Below are 17,119 nucleotides of genomic sequence, written 5' to 3'. Positions count from 1 at the left end.
TCACGCTTATCCGGCCTACGAGTCAATCACCGTTTATACCGCCATCAGGCAAACTGACAATCAGCGGCGCATACTCTTGGAGAGCATCATTTGCCATTTCTGCTCACGGTTAAGCTCTGTTGGAGGAACCGCCAGGCGCGGCGTTTTCGCCATGCTCACCTTTTTTTCCTGCAAATTGTGATTCAATCTGCTGTAAAGATGGGAATCAATACTCACAACTTTCACCAGTCGCTGGCACTGACAGCCCCGACCGGCAATCTGATTGGGGATCATCTTAACTTCACAAACGATTTCCCCCACTTCGGACAGAATATAGGAGAGCGTATTAATCGCTTTGCAGTGTTCAATATCAAAATGGCGGGAAATTTCCTTTGCGGTGATCCAACGATCCTCAGCCATCATCCAGTCAGCAATTAACAAATAAAGCGGTCTTTCAACATATTTTTCACACATAAGCACACCATTTCACAAATTAAAAATCTGGCTACGGCCTGTCCAAATTAATAAAAACTAAGCCATATTAAAATTGTGGATATAAAGGATAGTATGCGACTTGAATGTTGATTAGTGTGAGCTATATCGTGCTTATTACATTGAAAATGTGGTTATAGAACCCTATTTCCACCAGGAATGACCTTACACGAATTTAAAAAAGGGTTTCTTTACAGAAACCCTTTCAAAATTATATTGCCGGTCCGGTTAACGCAATTATCACCGAACTTATTTTTTATGACTTTTTGATCTGCGCGTGCATTTCCTGGACAGAGGTCACCTTCTCTGTCGCATCTGCATTCAGCGCCATCGTCGTGGCAAAACCGCCGTTCAGCGTGGTGTCGTAATGCACCTTATACTGCAGCGCACTGCGGCGAATCAGCTTGGAGTCCTCAATCGCCTGACGACCTTCAGTGGTGTTGATGATGTAGGTGTATTCGCCATTCTTGATACGGTCCTGAATGTGCGGACGGCCTTCATGCACCTTGTTTACCAAACGTGGATTAATACCCGCTTCACCCAGCACAATCGCCGTGCCGTGCGTGGCATCCAGCTCGAAACCAAACTTCAACAGTTTCGCCGCCAGGTCTACAACACGTTCTTTATCGCCTTCACGTACGGAGAGCAGCGCACGCCCCTGCTTTTTCATGGTAGAACTGCTGCCCAACTGTGCCTTAGCGAACGCTTCGGCAAAGGTACGCCCCACCCCCATGACTTCACCGGTAGAGCGCATCTCTGGCCCTAACAGCGGGTCGACGCCCGGGAATTTGTTGAACGGCAGCACCACTTCTTTAACGGAGTAGTACGGCGGGATAATTTCTTTGGTTACACCCTGCTGTGCCAATGTTTTACCCACCATCACACGTGCCGCCACTTTCGCCAGCGGTACACCCGTGGCTTTAGAAACGAACGGTACAGTACGCGCCGCACGTGGGTTAACTTCAATCAGGTAAACTTCGTTGTTCTTCACGGCAAACTGGACGTTCATCAGGCCACGCACCTGCAGTTCGAAAGCCAGTTTCTGCACCTGCTGGCGCATGACGTCCTGAATTTCCTGGCTCAGCGTGTAGGCTGGCAGAGAACATGCGGAGTCACCGGAGTGCACGCCCGCCTGTTCGATGTGCTCCATAATGCCGCCAATCAGCACCATTTCACCGTCACAAATGGCATCCACATCAACTTCTACCGCATCGTCGAGGAAGCGGTCCAGCAGCACTGGTGCATCGTTGGAAACGCTAACCGCCGTCTGGAAGTAGCGACGCAGGTCGGCCTCGTCGTAGACAATTTCCATCGCGCGGCCGCCAAGAACGTAGGACGGACGCACCACCAGTGGATAACCGATTTCTTTTGCTTTCTCAACAGCTTGCTCGATAGCGGTTACGGTGGCGTTGGCCGGTTGTTTCAGCTTCAGACGGTCAACCGCATGCTGGAAACGTTCACGGTCTTCGGCACGGTCAATCGCATCCGGGCTGGTACCGATAACCGGAACACCCGCCGCTTCCAGCGCACGAGCCAGTTTCAGAGGAGTCTGGCCGCCGTACTGAACGATAACGCCTTTCGGCTTCTCAATACGCACGATTTCCAGCACATCTTCCAGCGTCACCGGCTCGAAGTACAGACGGTCAGAGGTGTCGTAGTCGGTTGAAACGGTTTCCGGGTTACAGTTAACCATGATGGTCTCGTAACCGTCTTCACGCAGCGCCAATGAGGCGTGTACGCAGCAGTAGTCGAATTCAATACCCTGGCCGATACGGTTCGGGCCGCCGCCCAGAACCATAATTTTATCGCGGTCTACGGACGGATTCGCTTCACACTCTTCTTCATACGTGGAGTACATGTAAGCAGTATCAGTAGCAAATTCTGCGGCACAGGTGTCCACGCGCTTGTAAACCGGGTGCAGCTTATACTGTTCACGCCGTTTGCGAATTTCTGCTTCGCGCACGCCAGCCAGTTTAGCCAGACGCGCATCGGCGAAGCCTTTGCGTTTAAGCATACGCAGGAAGTCAGCGTCGAGGCCGTTAATGCCCACTTCAGTCACTTTCTCTTCCAGACGCACCAGCTCTTCAATCTGCACCAGGAACCAGCGGTCAATGTTAGTCAGGTTAAACACGCCGTCAACAGACAGACCGGCGCGGAAGGCATCGGCGATGTACCAGATACGCTCGGCGCCCGCGTCCTTCAGCTCACGGCGAATTTTGGTCAGTGCTTCCGGGTCATCAAGGCTCACTTTCGGGTCAAAACCGGTCGCGCCCACTTCCAGGCCACGCAGCGCTTTCTGCAGGGATTCCTGCTGCGTGCGGCCAATCGCCATCACTTCACCAACAGATTTCATCTGGGTGGTCAGACGGTCGTTTGCGCCGGCAAATTTCTCGAAGTTAAAACGTGGAATCTTCGTCACAACGTAGTCGATGGACGGTTCGAAGGAGGCCGGAGTACGACCACCGGTGATGTCGTTCATCAGCTCATCGAGGGTGTAACCCACCGCCAGTTTCGCCGCCACTTTAGCAATCGGGAAGCCCGTTGCTTTGGACGCCAGCGCTGAGGAACGGGACACACGCGGGTTCATTTCGATGACAATCAGGCGACCATTTTTCGGGTTCACCGCAAATTGCACGTTGGAACCACCGGTTTCCACACCAATTTCACGCAGTACCGCCATCGAGGCGTTACGCATGATTTGATATTCTTTGTCGGTCAGGGTCTGCGCCGGGGCAACCGTGATGGAGTCACCGGTATGGATACCCATGGCGTCGAAGTTTTCGATGGAGCAGACGATGATGCAATTGTCGTTTTTATCACGCACCACTTCCATCTCGTACTCTTTCCAGCCAATCAGCGATTCATCAATCAGCAGTTCGTTGGTTGGGGAGAGATCCAGGCCGCGTTCGCAGATTTCTTCGAACTCTTCACGGTTGTAAGCGATACCGCCACCGGTACCGCCCATGGTAAAGCTAGGTCGGATGATGCACGGGAAGCCAACATCAGCGGCAACCGCCAACGCTTCTTCCATGGTGTGGGCGATGCCTGAACGCGCAGTGTCGAGACCAATTTTTTTCATCGCGATGTCGAAACGACGACGGTCTTCCGCTTTATCAATGGCATCCGCCGTCGCACCAATCATGGTCACGCCGAACTCAGCCAGTACGCCCTGACGTTCCAGTTCCAGCGCACAGTTCAGCGCCGTCTGGCCCCCCATGGTCGGTAGCACCGCATCCGGGCGCTCTTTTTCGATAATTTTGCGCACCACTTCCCAGTGAATCGGCTCGATATAGGTTGCATCGGCCATTTCCGGGTCGGTCATGATGGTGGCCGGGTTGGAGTTCACGAGAATGACGCGGTAACCCTCTTCACGCAGCGCTTTACACGCCTGGGCACCGGAATAGTCAAACTCACACGCCTGACCGATTACAATCGGACCCGCGCCCAGAATCAGGATACTTTTTATGTCTGTACGTTTTGGCATGGCTCTTTTACTCCTGATTATTTCGCGGACTGACGGTATTGCTCAATAAGCTCGATAAAGTGGTCAAACAACGGCGCAGCGTCGTGCGGACCTGGGCTCGCCTCCGGGTGTCCCTGGAAGCTGAACGCCGGTTTGTCGGTACGATGAATCCCCTGCAGGGTGCCATCAAACAGCGACTTATGCGTCACGCGTAGATTGGCAGGCATGGAGGCTTCATCCACTGCAAAACCGTGGTTCTGCGCGGTGATCATCACGGTATTGTTATCAATATCTTTCACCGGATGGTTGCCGCCGTGGTGGCCAAACTTCATCTTGATGGTTTTTGCGCCGCTCGCCAGCGCCAGCAGTTGATGGCCGAGGCAGATGCCAAATACCGGAATATCGGTTTCGAGGAATTTCTGAATCGCAGTAATCGCGTAATCGCACGGGGCCGGGTCGCCAGGGCCGTTGGACAGGAAAACACCGTCCGGATTCATCTTGAGGACCTCTTCTGCAGAGGTCTGCGCCGGTACTACCGTCAGGCGGCAGCCGCGATCCGCTAACATACGCAGAATGTTGCGCTTGGCACCAAAATCGTAAGCCACGACGTGGAACGGGAGTTCATCAGCAGATTTTGCTTCCGGTAAGTCACCTGCCAGCGTCCAGCTGCCCTGCGTCCAGTGATACGGCTCCGCAGTGGTCACTTCTTTCGCCAGATCCATACCGTTCAGGCCCGGAAATGCTTTGGCTTTTTCCAGCGCCAGTGCCGCATCCGGGTTGTCACCCGCAATAATGCAGCCGTTCTGTGCGCCCTTTTCACGCAGCAGGCGCGTCAGCTTACGGGTATCGATATCGGCAATCGCCACGATGTTATGGCGCTTCAGGTAAGAAGAAAGGTCTTCAGTATCGCGGAAGTTGCTGGCAATCAGCGGCAGGTCGCGAATGACCAGACCTTGCGCATGTACCTGAGAAGATTCTGCATCGGCTTCATTGGTACCGACATTACCGATATGAGGATAAGTAAGAGTGACGATTTGGCGGGAATAGGAAGGATCAGTGAGGATTTCTTGATAACCGGTCATTGAAGTATTGAAAACGACTTCCCCAACCGCCGAACCTGTTGCCCCTATGGCCCGACCGTGAAACTGGGTTCCGTCTTCCAGAACCAATAGCGCTGACTTAATCAAAACACCCTCCAGAGAATATTCACTCACTTTATTTGCATATTAATTCATTAACACACCATGAATCAATGCAAATTTGCTTACCTATGGATTTCTGGCAAACGGCGGCATTCTAGAGATTGCCCACGTAAAAGTCTACCCAAAAGGACAATTTTTATTATTATTTTGCGCCATTGATGAATTAACTCGCCTCCAGGCATCAAAAAGATCAACTAACTTTGAGTGGAAAACGCTTGCGGAGCAGGAAGAGTATCAAATTTCAGAAGCAAGAGATAAAAAGTAGACCAAACGGTCAAAATTCACATTTTACTCACACAAAATAACACGAAAACATATAAAAATAAGGCACTCAGCTCAAAACTAACTTTAAATAGACAAAATAAAGGGCAATAAAATATTGCCCCATGTAATCAAACAATTACGACTACAATAACCACATCACGAAGGGTGGTAAACCTTATAAATTGCGTAAATCAAGCACGTCTCGCATATCAAAAAGACCATTTGATTTAGATTTCAGCCAAACTGCCGATCTCACTGCACCGTTAGCGAATGTCATACGACTGGAGGCTTTATGCGTAATCTCGATGCGCTCACCGATATCAGCAAACATCGCGGTATGTTCTCCAACGATATCTCCCGCACGCACCGTAGCAAAACCGATAGTGCCCGGCACACGTTCACCGGTATAACCTTCACGCGCATAGACGGCACAGTCTTTTAAATCTTTATCCAGTGCCCCGGCTATCGCCTCCCCCATCGCCAGCGCGGTACCAGACGGCGCATCCACTTTATGGCGGTGGTGAGCTTCAATAATTTCAATGTCGGTATAGTCACCCATCACTTTCGCGGCTTTCTCCAGCAGCTTCAGCATGACGTTAACGCCGACGCTAAAGTTAGCGGCGAAGACGATGCCAATATCCTGTGCAGCATCGTGAATAGCCTGTTTTCCCGCATCATCAAAACCAGTGGTACCAATTACCATGCCTTTGCCGTGCTGGCGACAAAACGCCAGATGTGTCAGCGTACCTTCCGGACGGGTAAAATCGATAAAAACGTCAAAATCATCTTTTATCGCTTCAAGGCTGCTTTGCACAGTTACGCCCGTCTTTCCTGCGCCCGCCAGTTCCCCGGCATCGCTACCCAGTAAGGAAGAGCCTTCACGTTCCAGCGCCGCACCAAGCTGTACGCCATCCATACCCAGCGTGGCCTGAATCAACTGACGCCCCATGCGTCCTCCGGCTCCCGCGATGGCAACGCGGATTTGTGCATCATGCATAGCTATTCTCTTTTGTTAATTTTACGTAAATCGTTTTCAGATTAACCAGCGTATCGCTGCGCCGCCAGCCGAAAACGTCGATAATTAGAATTTAATGATAAACAGGGAAAGATATCAGTAAAAGGCATGACGCCACGGAATAAGCAGCGTCATATCGTTATATAACGTGGAAATCAGGGGGCCAGTGCCAAAACGTGTGCCACCCACTGCTGGAACCCCTCGACATCCAGCCCCAGCGCCACCTGGGCATTAGCGGGTTGCCCCAGCCGCCCTTCGATATCTACGACCGTTGTACCAGAGGTATATTCCCCCTGCGTTTCAACGGCGACAAAACAGGGCTTGAGCGTAAAGAGATCCGGGCGCACCAGCCAGGCAATCGCACAGAGGTCATGCATACGGAGTCCCGTATTCATGCTACCGCTACGGTAATGACTGAACAGCGCATGCAGCATTTTTCCGGTCTGATTAAGTCCTGGTAACGTCGCCAGATAATCCGGCGCAAGCATGGCCTGGTTGGTCACGTCCAGCCCGCACATTACAATCTCCAGCCCACTCTGGAATACTTTCGCTGCCGCTTCCGGGTCAATAGCAATGTTAAATTCCGCGTTTGGCGTGAAGTTTCCGCGCCCGGCAGAGCCGCCCATAATCACCAGACGGTGAATATTGAATACGCATTCAGGATAATGGATCAGCAGCAACGCAATATTCGTCAGGGGGCCAATCGCCACCAGCGTAACAGGCTGCGGGGCATGCATCAGCGCGTCGCGAATAGCCTGGAAGGCGGGTTTTGCCATCGGTTGGCGACGGTGTTCGACAAACTCATACCCTGCCATACCGGACTCACCGTGCACAGAAGCCGCGTCACGCAGCGGTCGCACCAGCGGCATGGAGGCTCCCTGCGCCAGCGGAATATCCGCATTCCAGAAGTGCAGCAACTGCAACGCATTGCGGGTGGTTTTTTCCACCGAAACATTGCCCGCGACTGTGGTCATCAGTTGCAGATCCAGCTCCGGGGCAAACAGCGCGGCGGCAATGGCAGCGGCATCATCAATGCCAGGATCGGTATCAAGAATAATACGTATGGGCTCCATAATTAACTCTCTCTCCAGTTTTCACTCAGTTTTTCTGGCTAATGCATAGCACTTATACAGATGATTTAGCTACATATTTCATGTCCACACCACCAGTACGCTCGCTACGTGTCTTATCTTCCATTAGATCTGATATCTCGCTTTTCTGCGAGTTCTTAGATCGTAAAGAAATGAGAATACAGGAGCACTTTTTGGTATTTCTGCCCTATGCCACAGGGATAGCCTTTTACTATCGCAGATAATCGTTAAAGGTGATTAATAATATTATGCAAATTCATGGACATACAATCAATTTACGCACCATCGGCGAACATATAAAGGATGCAGGGCGTTCAGTGAGAAATCATTTTACTGCGCACTTTAGGGGGGCAAATAACAACGCCGGGGCCGATGCCAGGTTTAACGAATCAATCAATAATGGATGTAAACAAATCCAGGCTCTGGTTGGTCATGCAACGGCGGACAAGCATATAAGCATCAATGGTGAGTTTAGGACCGCACAAAATAGCGCAACACTAGGTAGTAAAAAAAACATTACCAAAGAACTCAGTGCCGATCACCTTGTCCCTGGAACAGGAGCAATACTTAAAAAAGCCCTGAGCGAAAAAGCTTGTTTTACGCTTAGTGAAAACAGTCCCGGAGCCTTCATCGAGGGTCTAAAAAATAAAATAAGCACTCTAGGTACTGATGATCAAAAAACAGTTAAAAATATCCTCGTTACATTTGGCAAAACGCTGAATGCTGGAGGCGAGCAAGAAGTTGAAGGGGGAATACTGAAGGAATTTCACTCCTCTGCCATCACCATGGCCGTCGAGACGCTTGCTGTCTGGGGAGGAAACAAGAACGAGGCTCCCGTAGTATAGGATCAGAGCATAAAAGAAGCATTCGGGGACTATTGCAAATCGGTAGATGCTACCAATGATTTAGCTTTGTCTTAAAACTGTAGATTAACTCGTTAATCCCCTTGAAACAGTTGGAACGTCGCAAGGGGATAATGATTTTATTTCACATCCACACGCAGCTCTTTAGGCACTTCGAAAACAATGTTCTCTTCGCGTCCTTCAAGCGGGATAGCCTCTCCACCGCCCAACTCCTGCAGACGAGTAATCACGTTCTGCACCAGAATATCCGGAGCAGAAGCGCCAGCGGTCACGCCGACACATGCCGCGTCTTTCACCCACAATTCCTGGATATCAGTGGCATCGTCGATCAGGTATGCAGCTTTGCCCATACGCTGAGCCAGTTCGGCCAGACGGTTGGAGTTAGAGGAGTTTTTCGAGCCGACCACCAGAACCACATCCGCCTGTTCCGCCAGCGCACGCACCGCTTCCTGACGGTTAGTGGTGGCATAGCAGATATCGTCTTTGCGTGGCCCGACAATTTTCGGGAAACGGTTACGCAGTGCGTCAATGACATCAGAGGTATCGTCCACGGAAAGCGTGGTCTGGGTCATAAACGACAGCTTCGCTTCGTTTTTAACGTCCAGCGTCCACACATCATCCGGTGATTCAACCAGGTACATGCCCCCTTGCGGGTTGCTGTACTGGCCCATCGTGCCTTCTACTTCCGGGTGTCCGGCGTGGCCAATCAGGATCGACTCTTCGCCACGACGGCTGGCGCGCGCGACTTCCATATGCACTTTCGTCACCAACGGACAGGTCGCATCAAAGACCGTGAGATCGCGGCCTTTAGCTTCGTTACGCACAGCCTGAGACACGCCGTGGGCGGAGAAAATCAGGATCGCGCCGTCCGGCACCTCACTGATTTGCTCGATAAAAATCGCGCCGCGTTCGCGCAGGCTATCCACCACGTAGCGGTTATGTACCACCTCATGACGGACATAAATTGGCGCGCCGTAAATAGCCAGCGCGTTTTCCACAATGCTGATAGCGCGGTCTACGCCTGCGCAGAAACCACGCGGGTTAGCCAACAGGATCTGCATTTTATGCCTCCAGCGCCGGTTCGACTTCCAGCACTTCAATATCAAAATGAACGGTATGCCCGGCCAGCGGATGGTTGAAGTCAACCGTGATCGAATCACCGTTGATTTCGCGGATAACACCAGGCATCTCACTGCCGTCCATTGCGGTAAAGAGCATGATTGCGCCAATTTCTGGCTCACCCGCGTCCATAAACTCCCGACGCGAGAAATACTGAATGAGGTCCGGGCTTGATACGCCAAAAGCAGCGTCCGGCTCCAGAGCAAACGTGGTTTTATCGCCCTCTTTTAACCCCAGCAGGTGTTGCTCCAGTCCTTCAGACAGAGAACCATCGCCCAGGCGAAACAGCGCAGGCTTGCCGTTATTGCGGGTTGACTCTGCGGTGGAGCCATCGTCGAGCTTTAAGGTGAAGTGCACCAGCACCGCACTGTTACTCTGTACTGATTTAGACATGCAGGTTGCTCACATAGTGTGCCCGAAGGCGAAAAGGTCGATAAAACTGTAGGCCGGATAAGGCGTAAACGCCCCATCCGGTATTTTTTATGCGGCTTTTTGCTCTTTCGACGGTAAGAAGCCTTCCAGCACAATCAACGCCGCACCGATACAAATCGCTGTATCGGCCAGGTTGAAGGTCGCGAAATGCCAGTCACCGACGTAAAAGTCAATCATATCAACCACGAAGCCGTGCCACAGGCGGTCAAACAGGTTACCCAATGCACCGCCAATGATTAACGCATACGCGATGTTGTTCAGCTTCTGTGTCGCCTTCGAGCGATACATCATCACCGCCAGAATGACGCAGATACCGATGGCGATACCAGCAAAGAACCAACGTTGCCAGCCACCGCTGTCAGCCAGGAAGCTAAACGCCGCACCATAGTTACGCGCATAGTGCAGATTAAGCGACGGGAACAGCGACACCGTATCCCCCAGAGCAAAATTCTGGAGGATCAGGTATTTGCTGCCCAAATCGATAATCAGCACGGCTACCACCAGCCACAGCCAGCGTAGCCCTGTTGAACAAAGAGGCTTACTCATCAGGCAAACTTACGTTGTTCGCCATCACCGGCGATGTTGCTGACACAGCGTCCGCAGATATCTGCATGTTCCGCCACCTGGCCGACGTCGGTGGTGTAATGCCAGCAACGCGGGCATTTCTCGCCTTCGGCTTTGCTCAGGACGATTTTCAGCCCTTTGAGCAGTTCACTTTGCTGAGCATCCGCCGGTGCCGCGGCATAATCCGCAACCACTGCGCCAGAGGTCAGCAAGACAAAGCGCAATTCTTCGCCCAGCGCGGTCAGTTTGGCAGCCAGTTCAGGTTCAGCGTACAGGGTCACTGCCGCTTCCAGAGATCCACCCACTTTCTTATCCGCACGCGCCTGCTCGATAACCTTGTTCACTTCGCCACGCACTTTCAGCAGCTCGTTCCAGAAGGTATCGTTCATCGCTTCGGTATCGGCCAGACCAAACAGACCCTGGTACCACTCACCGGTGAAGACATACTTCTCGCGATCGCCCGGCAGGTAACCCCAGATTTCATCTGCGGTGAAGGACATGATCGGCGCCATCCAGCGCACCAGCGCTTCGGCGATATGGAACAGCGCAGTCTGGCAGCTACGACGCGCCACGCTATCCGCTTTGGCGGTGTACTGGCGATCTTTGATGATATCAAGGTAGAACGAGCCCATTTCTACGGAGCAGAAGCGCATCAGGCGCTGTACCACTTCGTGGAAGTCATAGGCTTCATAAGCTTTCAGGATCTCTTCCTGAGCCGCTTGCGCACAACCTACAGCCCACCTGTCCAGTACCACCATCTCTTCCGGTTTCACCATGTCTTTAACCGGATCGAACCCGTTCAGGTTCGCCAGCAGGAAGCGCGCGGTGTTACGGATACGACGATAGCTGTCAGCGGCACGTTTCAGAATTTCATCGGAAACCGCCATCTCACCGGTATAGTCGGTCGATGCCACCCACAGGCGCAGAATATCCGCGCCCAGTTTGTTCATCACATCCTGCGGAGAAACGGTGTTACCGATAGATTTGGACATCTTGCGGCCCTGACCGTCGACGGTGAAGCCGTGGGTCAGTACCTGGCGGTAAGGCGCTTTGCCTTTCATGGCGGTGGAGATCATCAGAGACGACATGAACCAGCCACGGTGCTGGTCAGAGCCTTCCAGATACATATCTGCCGCATGCCCTGCAAACTCAGGACGCACGTCAACGACAGAAGAATGGGTTGAACCGGAGTCAAACCACACGTCCAGCGTATCCGGGACTTTGACGTACTGATCGGCTTCATCACCGAGGATATCTTTCGGATCGAGATCCCACCACGCCTGGATACCGTCAACTTCAACACGTTTGGCCACTTCTTCCATCAGTTCGATAGCGCGCGGGTGCAGCTCTTCTGTGTCTTTGTGGACAAACAGAGACATCGGCACGCCCCACGTACGCTGACGGGAGATACACCAGTCAGGGCGGTTAGCAACCATCGATTCAATACGCGCCTGGCCCCAGTCTGGGATCCACTGCACGCCTTTGATCTCTTTCAGCGACTGCGCACGCAAGCCTTTCTGATCCATGCTGACGAACCACTGCGGAGTCGCACGGAAGATGATCGGAGACTTGTGACGCCAGCAGCATGGATAGCTGTGCTGCATCTTCTCAACGTGCAGCAGTGCGCCTTTTTCGCTCAGCAGCGCAACGATTTTATCGTTCGCTTTAAAGACGTTCACACCGTCGAGCTCCGGGTAAGTGCCCGCCAGGTATGCGCCGTCCGGGCCAACCGGGTTAGCGATTTCCAGACCGTATTTCTGGCTGATGACGTAGTCATCCGGGCCGTGGCCGCCGGCGGTATGCACCGCACCGGTACCGGCATCAAGCGTCACGTGATCGCCAAGGATAGCCGGCACGTCAAAGCCCATAAACGGATGGGTAAAGCGCAGCAGTTCCAGCTCAGCGCCTTTTACGGTGCCAAGGATAGTGTATTCAGCCGCGCCAATACGTTGCATTACGCTTTCAACCAGATCTTTTGCCAGAATTACCGCCTGGCCGTCCATCTGTACCAGCGCATAGTCAAAGTCAGGTGCCAGAGAGATCGCGCGGTTCGCTGGTAACGTCCACGGGGTGGTGGTCCAGATAACCAGAGAGATCGGGCCGTTGACATCAGAAACGCCAAATTTTGCTTTTACTGCATCTGGGTCGGCCGCATGGAACGCAACGTCGATAGATGGAGACGTTTTGTCATAATACTCAACTTCCGCTTCCGCCAGCGCAGAACGGCAGTCAACGCACCAGTGCACAGGTTTCGCGCCTTTATGCAAGTGGCCGTTACCGATGATTTTACCCAGCGCACGAATGATGTTGGCTTCAGTTTTGAAGTCCATAGTCAGATACGGATGCGACCAGTCGCCCAGCACGCCAAGACGAATAAAGTCTTTACGCTGACCGTCAACCTGCGTTGCAGCATATTCGCGGCACTTAGCACGGAACTCCGCAGCGGTGAACTTCTCACCGGGTTTACCGTATTCCTGCTCCACTTTCAGCTCGATAGGCAGACCGTGGCAGTCCCAGCCCGGAACGTAAGGCGAGTCATAACCCGTGAGCCCTTTGGACTTCACGATAATGTCTTTCAGAATCTTGTTAACCGAGTGACCAATATGAATGCTGCCATTCGCATAAGGAGGGCCATCATGCAGAATGAAGGTTTTTTTGCCTTTTTTGGCCGCACGAATGATGCCGTACAGATCATCATCAGTCCAACGCGCCAGCATTCCCGGTTCACGCTTGGCGAGATCGCCGCGCATCGGGAACCCTGTTTCCGGCAAATTCAGGGTTGATTTATAGTCACTCATCAGATTCTCGGTTCCGTATTTAAAACTCGTATAGGCATTAAGCCGGTTTTGTTAGCCCAAAAAAATCGCGGGCAGTCAACTCATCACGCGCAATCTGCGCTTTTAGTTCATCCAGCGAAGCAAATCGCTGTTCGTTGCGTATCTTTTTACGCAGTACTACATCTATATGGCGACCGTAGAGGTCCATTGCAACATCCAGTAGATGCACTTCCAACTGCTGGCGCACACCGGCGACCGTCGGGCGGGTGCCAATGTTAGCGACGCCGGGAAAAGGCTTTTTACCCAATCCCATCACTTCAACCGCATATACCCCTTTCACTGGGGAAACCTGGCGACGCAGCGGTAAATTTGCCGTCGGGAAACCGATAGTTCGCCCCAGTTCATCGCCGTGTACGACGCGTCCTGAAATGGTAAAAGGGTGTCCAAGCAAACTTTCGGCCAGTTGCAGGTTATCGTCTGCCAGCGCCTGACGCACCGCGGTGCTACTGATCCGCACACCGCCTTCACAGAAGGTCTGGGTACTGGTGATATCAAAACCGTACTCAGCGCCAGCTTCCTGTAATAACAAGAAATCGCCCGCGCGGCTAGCGCCAAAGCGGAAATCATCACCCACGGCAAGAAATTGTACACCAAGGCGCTTCACCAGCAGGTCGCTGATAAAGGTCTGTGCCGTTAATGCGGCGAAACGCCTGTCAAAACGCACGCATAGCACGTAATCCACGCCGCACTCCGCCAGATAACGCAGTTTTTCCCGCAGGCGGGTAAGTCGCGCAGGTGACTTATCCGTCGCAAACAGTTCCAGCGGCTGTGGCTCGAAAATCATCACCATCACTGGCAGACCGCGTTTGCGCCCTTCTTCCTGCAAGCCCTGCAACAAGGCACGGTGGCCACGGTGCACGCCGTCGAAATTACCAATAGTCAGCACACACCCATGCGGGGCCTGACTGAGATTATGTATGCCTCGTATCAGCTTCATGTCTGGCTCAAAACAGTGAAAATCGTGAAAGTATACCCTGTACAGCGGTCAAGGTTAACCGGCGATTGTTTCCTCGAAACAGAAAGAAGATTGTTTTCATTGTTATGAAACAAATTGATGCCCTTCACAGGTAAACCAATTCAATTTTTCTCGTCGAAAAGCTGTATTCACAGCACGCAAGCTGGTAGAATCCTGCGCCATCACTACGCAACGAGTGCTGCAATTTAAACGGCGCTTATTTGCACAAATCCATTGACAAAAGAAGGCTAAAAGGGCATATTCCTCGGCCTTTGAATTGTCCATATAGAACACATTTGGGAGTTGGACCTTGGCTAATATCAAATCAGCTAAGAAGCGCGCCGTTCAGTCTGAAAAGGCCCGCAAGCACAACGCTAGCCGTCGCTCTATGATGCGTACTTTCATCAAGAAAGTATACGCAGCTATCGAAGCTGGCGACAAAGCTACTGCACTGAAAGCATTTAACGAAATGCAACCAATCGTGGATCGTCAGGCTGCTAAAGGTCTGATCCACAAAAACAAAGCTGCACGTCATAAAGCAAACCTGACTGCACAGATCAACAAACTGGCTTAATCGCCTGCTTGTTGTCGCTTTGTGAAAAAACCCGCGCAAGCGGGTTTTTTTATGTCTGCTTATTTGCTCGCTGGCGTAAAAAGCGCGGAATAGTCCGCATTGCAAATACGCTGCACCGCCGGGTGCTGGATCATTCTCTCCGCAAAAATGGCATGGTATTCCTCCATCACATTCTCCACACGTCCAATCTCCACAATCGAATCATCGGCATAGAAATTGTTCGAATAGAGCGTTGGTGCAACGAAAATGGCATTGTGCGTGGCACCGAAGGCTTTCATCAATGCGGCATCATCAAACTCCCCGAGGATTTCAACATTCAGTCCCTGAGAATTAATCCAGTTCAGCAGCTTACGCCCCAGCATTGAACGACGGCCTGGAATCAGCAATCGCCGCTCTTCAAGACAGGCCGGAAATGGCTTCTCAGGCAATGGGTTCGTGCACCAAAAACTGACACAGCACTCGCCTATTTTCACCGAGAACAGACCTTCCTGCTGCGTCGAATCAATCGGACAATCTGAGATAATCATATCGAGTTTGTGCTGACTGAGCTGTTCCAGCAGCATCTCGTGCGTAGATTCAAAGCAGCGCAGATGGATTTGTTCATCTTCAACCACAGCGGCATCCAACACACTGCTGACCAGCTGTTTAGACAACGCATCCGCCACACCGACATCGAACAATAAATTAGACTCTTTGCGATAGTTCACGATATCCAGCATCTCTTGACTTAACGTGAACATTTTATCCGCATAGCGAAAGACTAATTCGCCCAGCTCACTGGGCTCCAGTCCGCGCCCCTTACGCTTGAACAATTTTCCCTGTAAGCGTTCCTCAAGCGCTTTAATCTGCCCGGTAATGGTCTGTGGCGTCAGATAAAGTGCTTCCGCTGCACCAACCACCGAACCTTCCTTATACACATGCCAGAAGTAATACAGGTGGTTGTAATTGATATGAGACATACTCTCTCCCTGAAAATTGTCACAAAAGTGTCAGCCGATCAGGCTGACACGTTCAATCGAGTGCGTAACCAGCCATAACCGATAACCGCCGACAACAGAGAACCAATCAGGATCCCCAGTTTTGCCCAGTTAATCAGCTCAGGATCGACGTTACCAAACGCCAGGCTGGCAATGAAAATCGACATGGTGAAACCAATACCGCACAGAATACCCACCGCCATAATTTGCTGGAAATTCGTGCCTTCGGGCAACTGCGCCACCTTGAGACGTAATGCGAGCCAGCAGAACAGGCTGATCCCCAGCGGCTTACCAATAAGCAGGCCGGCAATAATCCCCAGCGGCAGGATGGAGGTCAGCCCGTCCAGCGTAACGCCCTGCAGCGAAACACCTGCATTAGCAAAAGCGAACAGTGGCAGGATCAGGTAAGCCACCCACGGATGCAGGACGTGCTCCAGACGTTTCGCCGGAGAACGGCCATGCTTTTCCTTCAACGGGATGAAGAAACCAACAATTACACCCGCCAGCGTCGCATGCACGCCTGACTTCAGCACTGCTGTCCACAACACTACGCCAACCAGGATATAAATACCGGTACGTCTGACACCGCACATATTCAACGCCGCCAAAATGACAATAGCGAACGCGGCAACTCCCAGCGAAAGCAGTGACAGATCGCTGGTATAGAACAGCGCGATAATCACGATAGCGCCAAGATCGTCGATAATCGCCAGCGCCATCAGGAAGATTTTCAGTGCCAGCGGAACGCGACTACCCAGCAGCGCCAGCACGCCTAACGCAAAAGCGATATCCGTTGCCGCCGGGATAGCCCACCCTTCACGAGTGACGGGATCGGCATAGTTAAATGCCAGATACAGCAACGCCGGGACAATCATGCCACCAATCGCCGCAATGATCGGAAACGCCGCCTGCCGCAGACTGGCGAGCGATCCCTGCATCAGTTCACGCTTCACTTCCAGACCGATCAGCAGGAAAAACACCGCCATTAAGGCATCGTTGATCCACAGCAGCATATTTTTATTGATCTCAAGCGCACCAACCCGCAGTTGAACCGGCGTCTCCAGAAAGTCGTGGTACCATCCACTGCTTATGCCGATATTGGCCATCAACATTGCTACTACCGCAGCGATAATCAGAATAATGCCTCCCGAGGCATCGCTACTAAAAAAACGATGTAGATGTTTCACTTTTATTCTCTCTATTGGGTGAATACTTCGTAATTACTATCTTACTCCGCATAATTCATCGTTAATATTAGATTATTCATGATGAAAAGATCGGTTTTTCCGAGC

Annotated in this window: 14 protein-coding genes and 1 pseudogene; 2 read left to right on the top strand and 13 right to left on the bottom strand. The window is 52.0% G+C overall.

Translation table 11 applies throughout. The features are described from left to right. Positions 1-60: 60 nt before the first annotated feature. From caiF to rihC, 5 genes are all read right to left on the bottom strand, one after another. Complete coding sequence (gene caiF, locus ACLJXE_RS13320; protein WP_286630714.1) at positions 61-453, bottom strand: carnitine metabolism transcriptional regulator CaiF; 393 nt, start codon at positions 451-453, stop codon at positions 61-63. A 274-nt stretch (positions 454-727) separates the two neighbouring features. Further along, positions 728-3,955 (bottom strand): carbamoyl-phosphate synthase large subunit, encoded by a 3,228-nt coding sequence (gene carB / locus ACLJXE_RS13315; RefSeq protein ID WP_410751118.1) that lies wholly within the window; start codon positions 3,953-3,955, stop codon positions 728-730. A 17-nt stretch (positions 3,956-3,972) separates the two neighbouring features. Continuing rightward, positions 3,973-5,121 carry a glutamine-hydrolyzing carbamoyl-phosphate synthase small subunit gene (gene carA / locus ACLJXE_RS13310; RefSeq protein ID WP_410751117.1) on the bottom strand — a complete coding sequence of 383 codons (1,149 nt, stop codon included), beginning with the start codon at positions 5,119-5,121 and terminating at the stop codon, positions 3,973-3,975. A 454-nt stretch (positions 5,122-5,575) separates the two neighbouring features. Beyond that, positions 5,576-6,397, bottom strand: a complete 822-nt coding sequence (dapB, locus tag ACLJXE_RS13305) for a 4-hydroxy-tetrahydrodipicolinate reductase (protein WP_271454648.1) — start codon at positions 6,395-6,397, stop codon at positions 5,576-5,578. Between the two features lie 173 nt (positions 6,398-6,570). After that, positions 6,571-7,488 (bottom strand): ribonucleoside hydrolase RihC, encoded by a 918-nt coding sequence (gene rihC, locus ACLJXE_RS13300; RefSeq protein ID WP_410751116.1) that lies wholly within the window; start codon positions 7,486-7,488, stop codon positions 6,571-6,573. 266 nt (positions 7,489-7,754) lie between these two features. On the opposite strand from rihC, the gene ACLJXE_RS13295 reads away from it, so the two are divergent. Next, the gene (locus ACLJXE_RS13295; RefSeq protein ID WP_410751115.1) at positions 7,755-8,351 is read left to right on the top strand and encodes a hypothetical protein; all 597 of its coding nucleotides are present in this window, start codon (positions 7,755-7,757) and stop codon (positions 8,349-8,351) included. A gap of 137 nt (positions 8,352-8,488) precedes the next feature. Here ACLJXE_RS13295 and ispH read toward each other — a convergent pair whose 3' ends face one another. The 6 genes and pseudogenes from ispH to ACLJXE_RS13265 form a co-directional block, all read right to left on the bottom strand. After that, the gene (gene ispH, locus ACLJXE_RS13290; protein WP_410751114.1) at positions 8,489-9,430 is read right to left on the bottom strand and encodes a 4-hydroxy-3-methylbut-2-enyl diphosphate reductase; all 942 of its coding nucleotides are present in this window, start codon (positions 9,428-9,430) and stop codon (positions 8,489-8,491) included. A 1-nt stretch (position 9,431) separates the two neighbouring features. Next, positions 9,432-9,881: an FKBP-type peptidyl-prolyl cis-trans isomerase gene (gene fkpB / locus ACLJXE_RS13285; RefSeq protein ID WP_003018929.1), complete on the bottom strand. Its 450-nt coding sequence runs from the start codon at positions 9,879-9,881 to the stop codon at positions 9,432-9,434. A gap of 87 nt (positions 9,882-9,968) precedes the next feature. Then, complete coding sequence (lspA, locus tag ACLJXE_RS13280; RefSeq protein ID WP_410751113.1) at positions 9,969-10,466, bottom strand: signal peptidase II; 498 nt, start codon at positions 10,464-10,466, stop codon at positions 9,969-9,971. After that, on the bottom strand, positions 10,466-13,282 hold the full coding sequence (gene ileS, locus ACLJXE_RS13275; RefSeq protein ID WP_410751112.1) for an isoleucine--tRNA ligase: 2,817 nt from the start codon (positions 13,280-13,282) through the stop codon (positions 10,466-10,468). The genes lspA and ileS overlap by 1 nt, the downstream gene beginning before the upstream one ends. A gap of 37 nt (positions 13,283-13,319) precedes the next feature. After that, positions 13,320-14,258 carry a bifunctional riboflavin kinase/FAD synthetase gene (gene ribF, locus ACLJXE_RS13270; RefSeq protein WP_410751111.1) on the bottom strand — a complete coding sequence of 313 codons (939 nt, stop codon included), beginning with the start codon at positions 14,256-14,258 and terminating at the stop codon, positions 13,320-13,322. 7 nt (positions 14,259-14,265) lie between these two features. Beyond that, positions 14,266-14,481, bottom strand: a pseudogene (locus ACLJXE_RS13265) (DUF2575 domain-containing protein). A gap of 105 nt (positions 14,482-14,586) precedes the next feature. Here ACLJXE_RS13265 and rpsT point away from each other — a divergent pair. Then, positions 14,587-14,850 (top strand): 30S ribosomal protein S20, encoded by a 264-nt coding sequence (rpsT, locus tag ACLJXE_RS13260; protein ID WP_003018940.1) that lies wholly within the window; start codon positions 14,587-14,589, stop codon positions 14,848-14,850. 59 nt (positions 14,851-14,909) lie between these two features. On the opposite strand, the gene nhaR is transcribed toward rpsT, so the two are convergent. Beyond that, positions 14,910-15,809: a transcriptional activator NhaR gene (gene nhaR, locus ACLJXE_RS13255; RefSeq protein WP_410751110.1), complete on the bottom strand. Its 900-nt coding sequence runs from the start codon at positions 15,807-15,809 to the stop codon at positions 14,910-14,912. A gap of 38 nt (positions 15,810-15,847) precedes the next feature. Further along, entirely contained in the window at positions 15,848-17,014 is a 1,167-nt protein-coding gene (gene nhaA / locus ACLJXE_RS13250; protein ID WP_410751109.1) for a Na+/H+ antiporter NhaA, read from the bottom strand. Positions 17,015-17,119: the final 105 nt, after the last annotated feature.

Origin of the sequence: Citrobacter sp. U14242 (assembly GCF_046555775.1) — a bacterium.
Classification (GTDB): domain Bacteria; phylum Pseudomonadota; class Gammaproteobacteria; order Enterobacterales; family Enterobacteriaceae; genus Citrobacter.
The sequence above is the reverse complement of the archived record's forward strand: the minus strand, read 5'-3'. Positions and strand labels throughout refer to the sequence as shown.

What these genes read in the sequence shown, in the direction of transcription:
- caiF (WP_286630714.1), bottom strand. Translation starts at nt 453, where the DNA reads ATGTGTGAAAAATATGTTGAAAGACCGCTTTATTTGTTAATTGCTGAC.
- carB (WP_410751118.1), bottom strand. Translation starts at nt 3,955, where the DNA reads ATGCCAAAACGTACAGACATAAAAAGTATCCTGATTCTGGGCGCGGGT.
- dapB (WP_271454648.1), bottom strand. Translation starts at nt 6,397, where the DNA reads ATGCATGATGCACAAATCCGCGTTGCCATCGCGGGAGCCGGAGGACGC.
- rihC (WP_410751116.1), bottom strand. Translation starts at nt 7,488, where the DNA reads ATGGAGCCCATACGTATTATTCTTGATACCGATCCTGGCATTGATGAT.
- ACLJXE_RS13295 (WP_410751115.1), top strand. Translation starts at nt 7,755, where the DNA reads ATGCAAATTCATGGACATACAATCAATTTACGCACCATCGGCGAACAT.
- ispH (WP_410751114.1), bottom strand. Translation starts at nt 9,430, where the DNA reads ATGCAGATCCTGTTGGCTAACCCGCGTGGTTTCTGCGCAGGCGTAGAC.
- fkpB (WP_003018929.1), bottom strand. Translation starts at nt 9,881, where the DNA reads ATGTCTAAATCAGTACAGAGTAACAGTGCGGTGCTGGTGCACTTCACC.
- lspA (WP_410751113.1), bottom strand. Translation starts at nt 10,466, where the DNA reads ATGAGTAAGCCTCTTTGTTCAACAGGGCTACGCTGGCTGTGGCTGGTG.
- ileS (WP_410751112.1), bottom strand. Translation starts at nt 13,282, where the DNA reads ATGAGTGACTATAAATCAACCCTGAATTTGCCGGAAACAGGGTTCCCG.
- ribF (WP_410751111.1), bottom strand. Translation starts at nt 14,258, where the DNA reads ATGAAGCTGATACGAGGCATACATAATCTCAGTCAGGCCCCGCATGGG.
- nhaR (WP_410751110.1), bottom strand. Translation starts at nt 15,809, where the DNA reads ATGTCTCATATCAATTACAACCACCTGTATTACTTCTGGCATGTGTAT.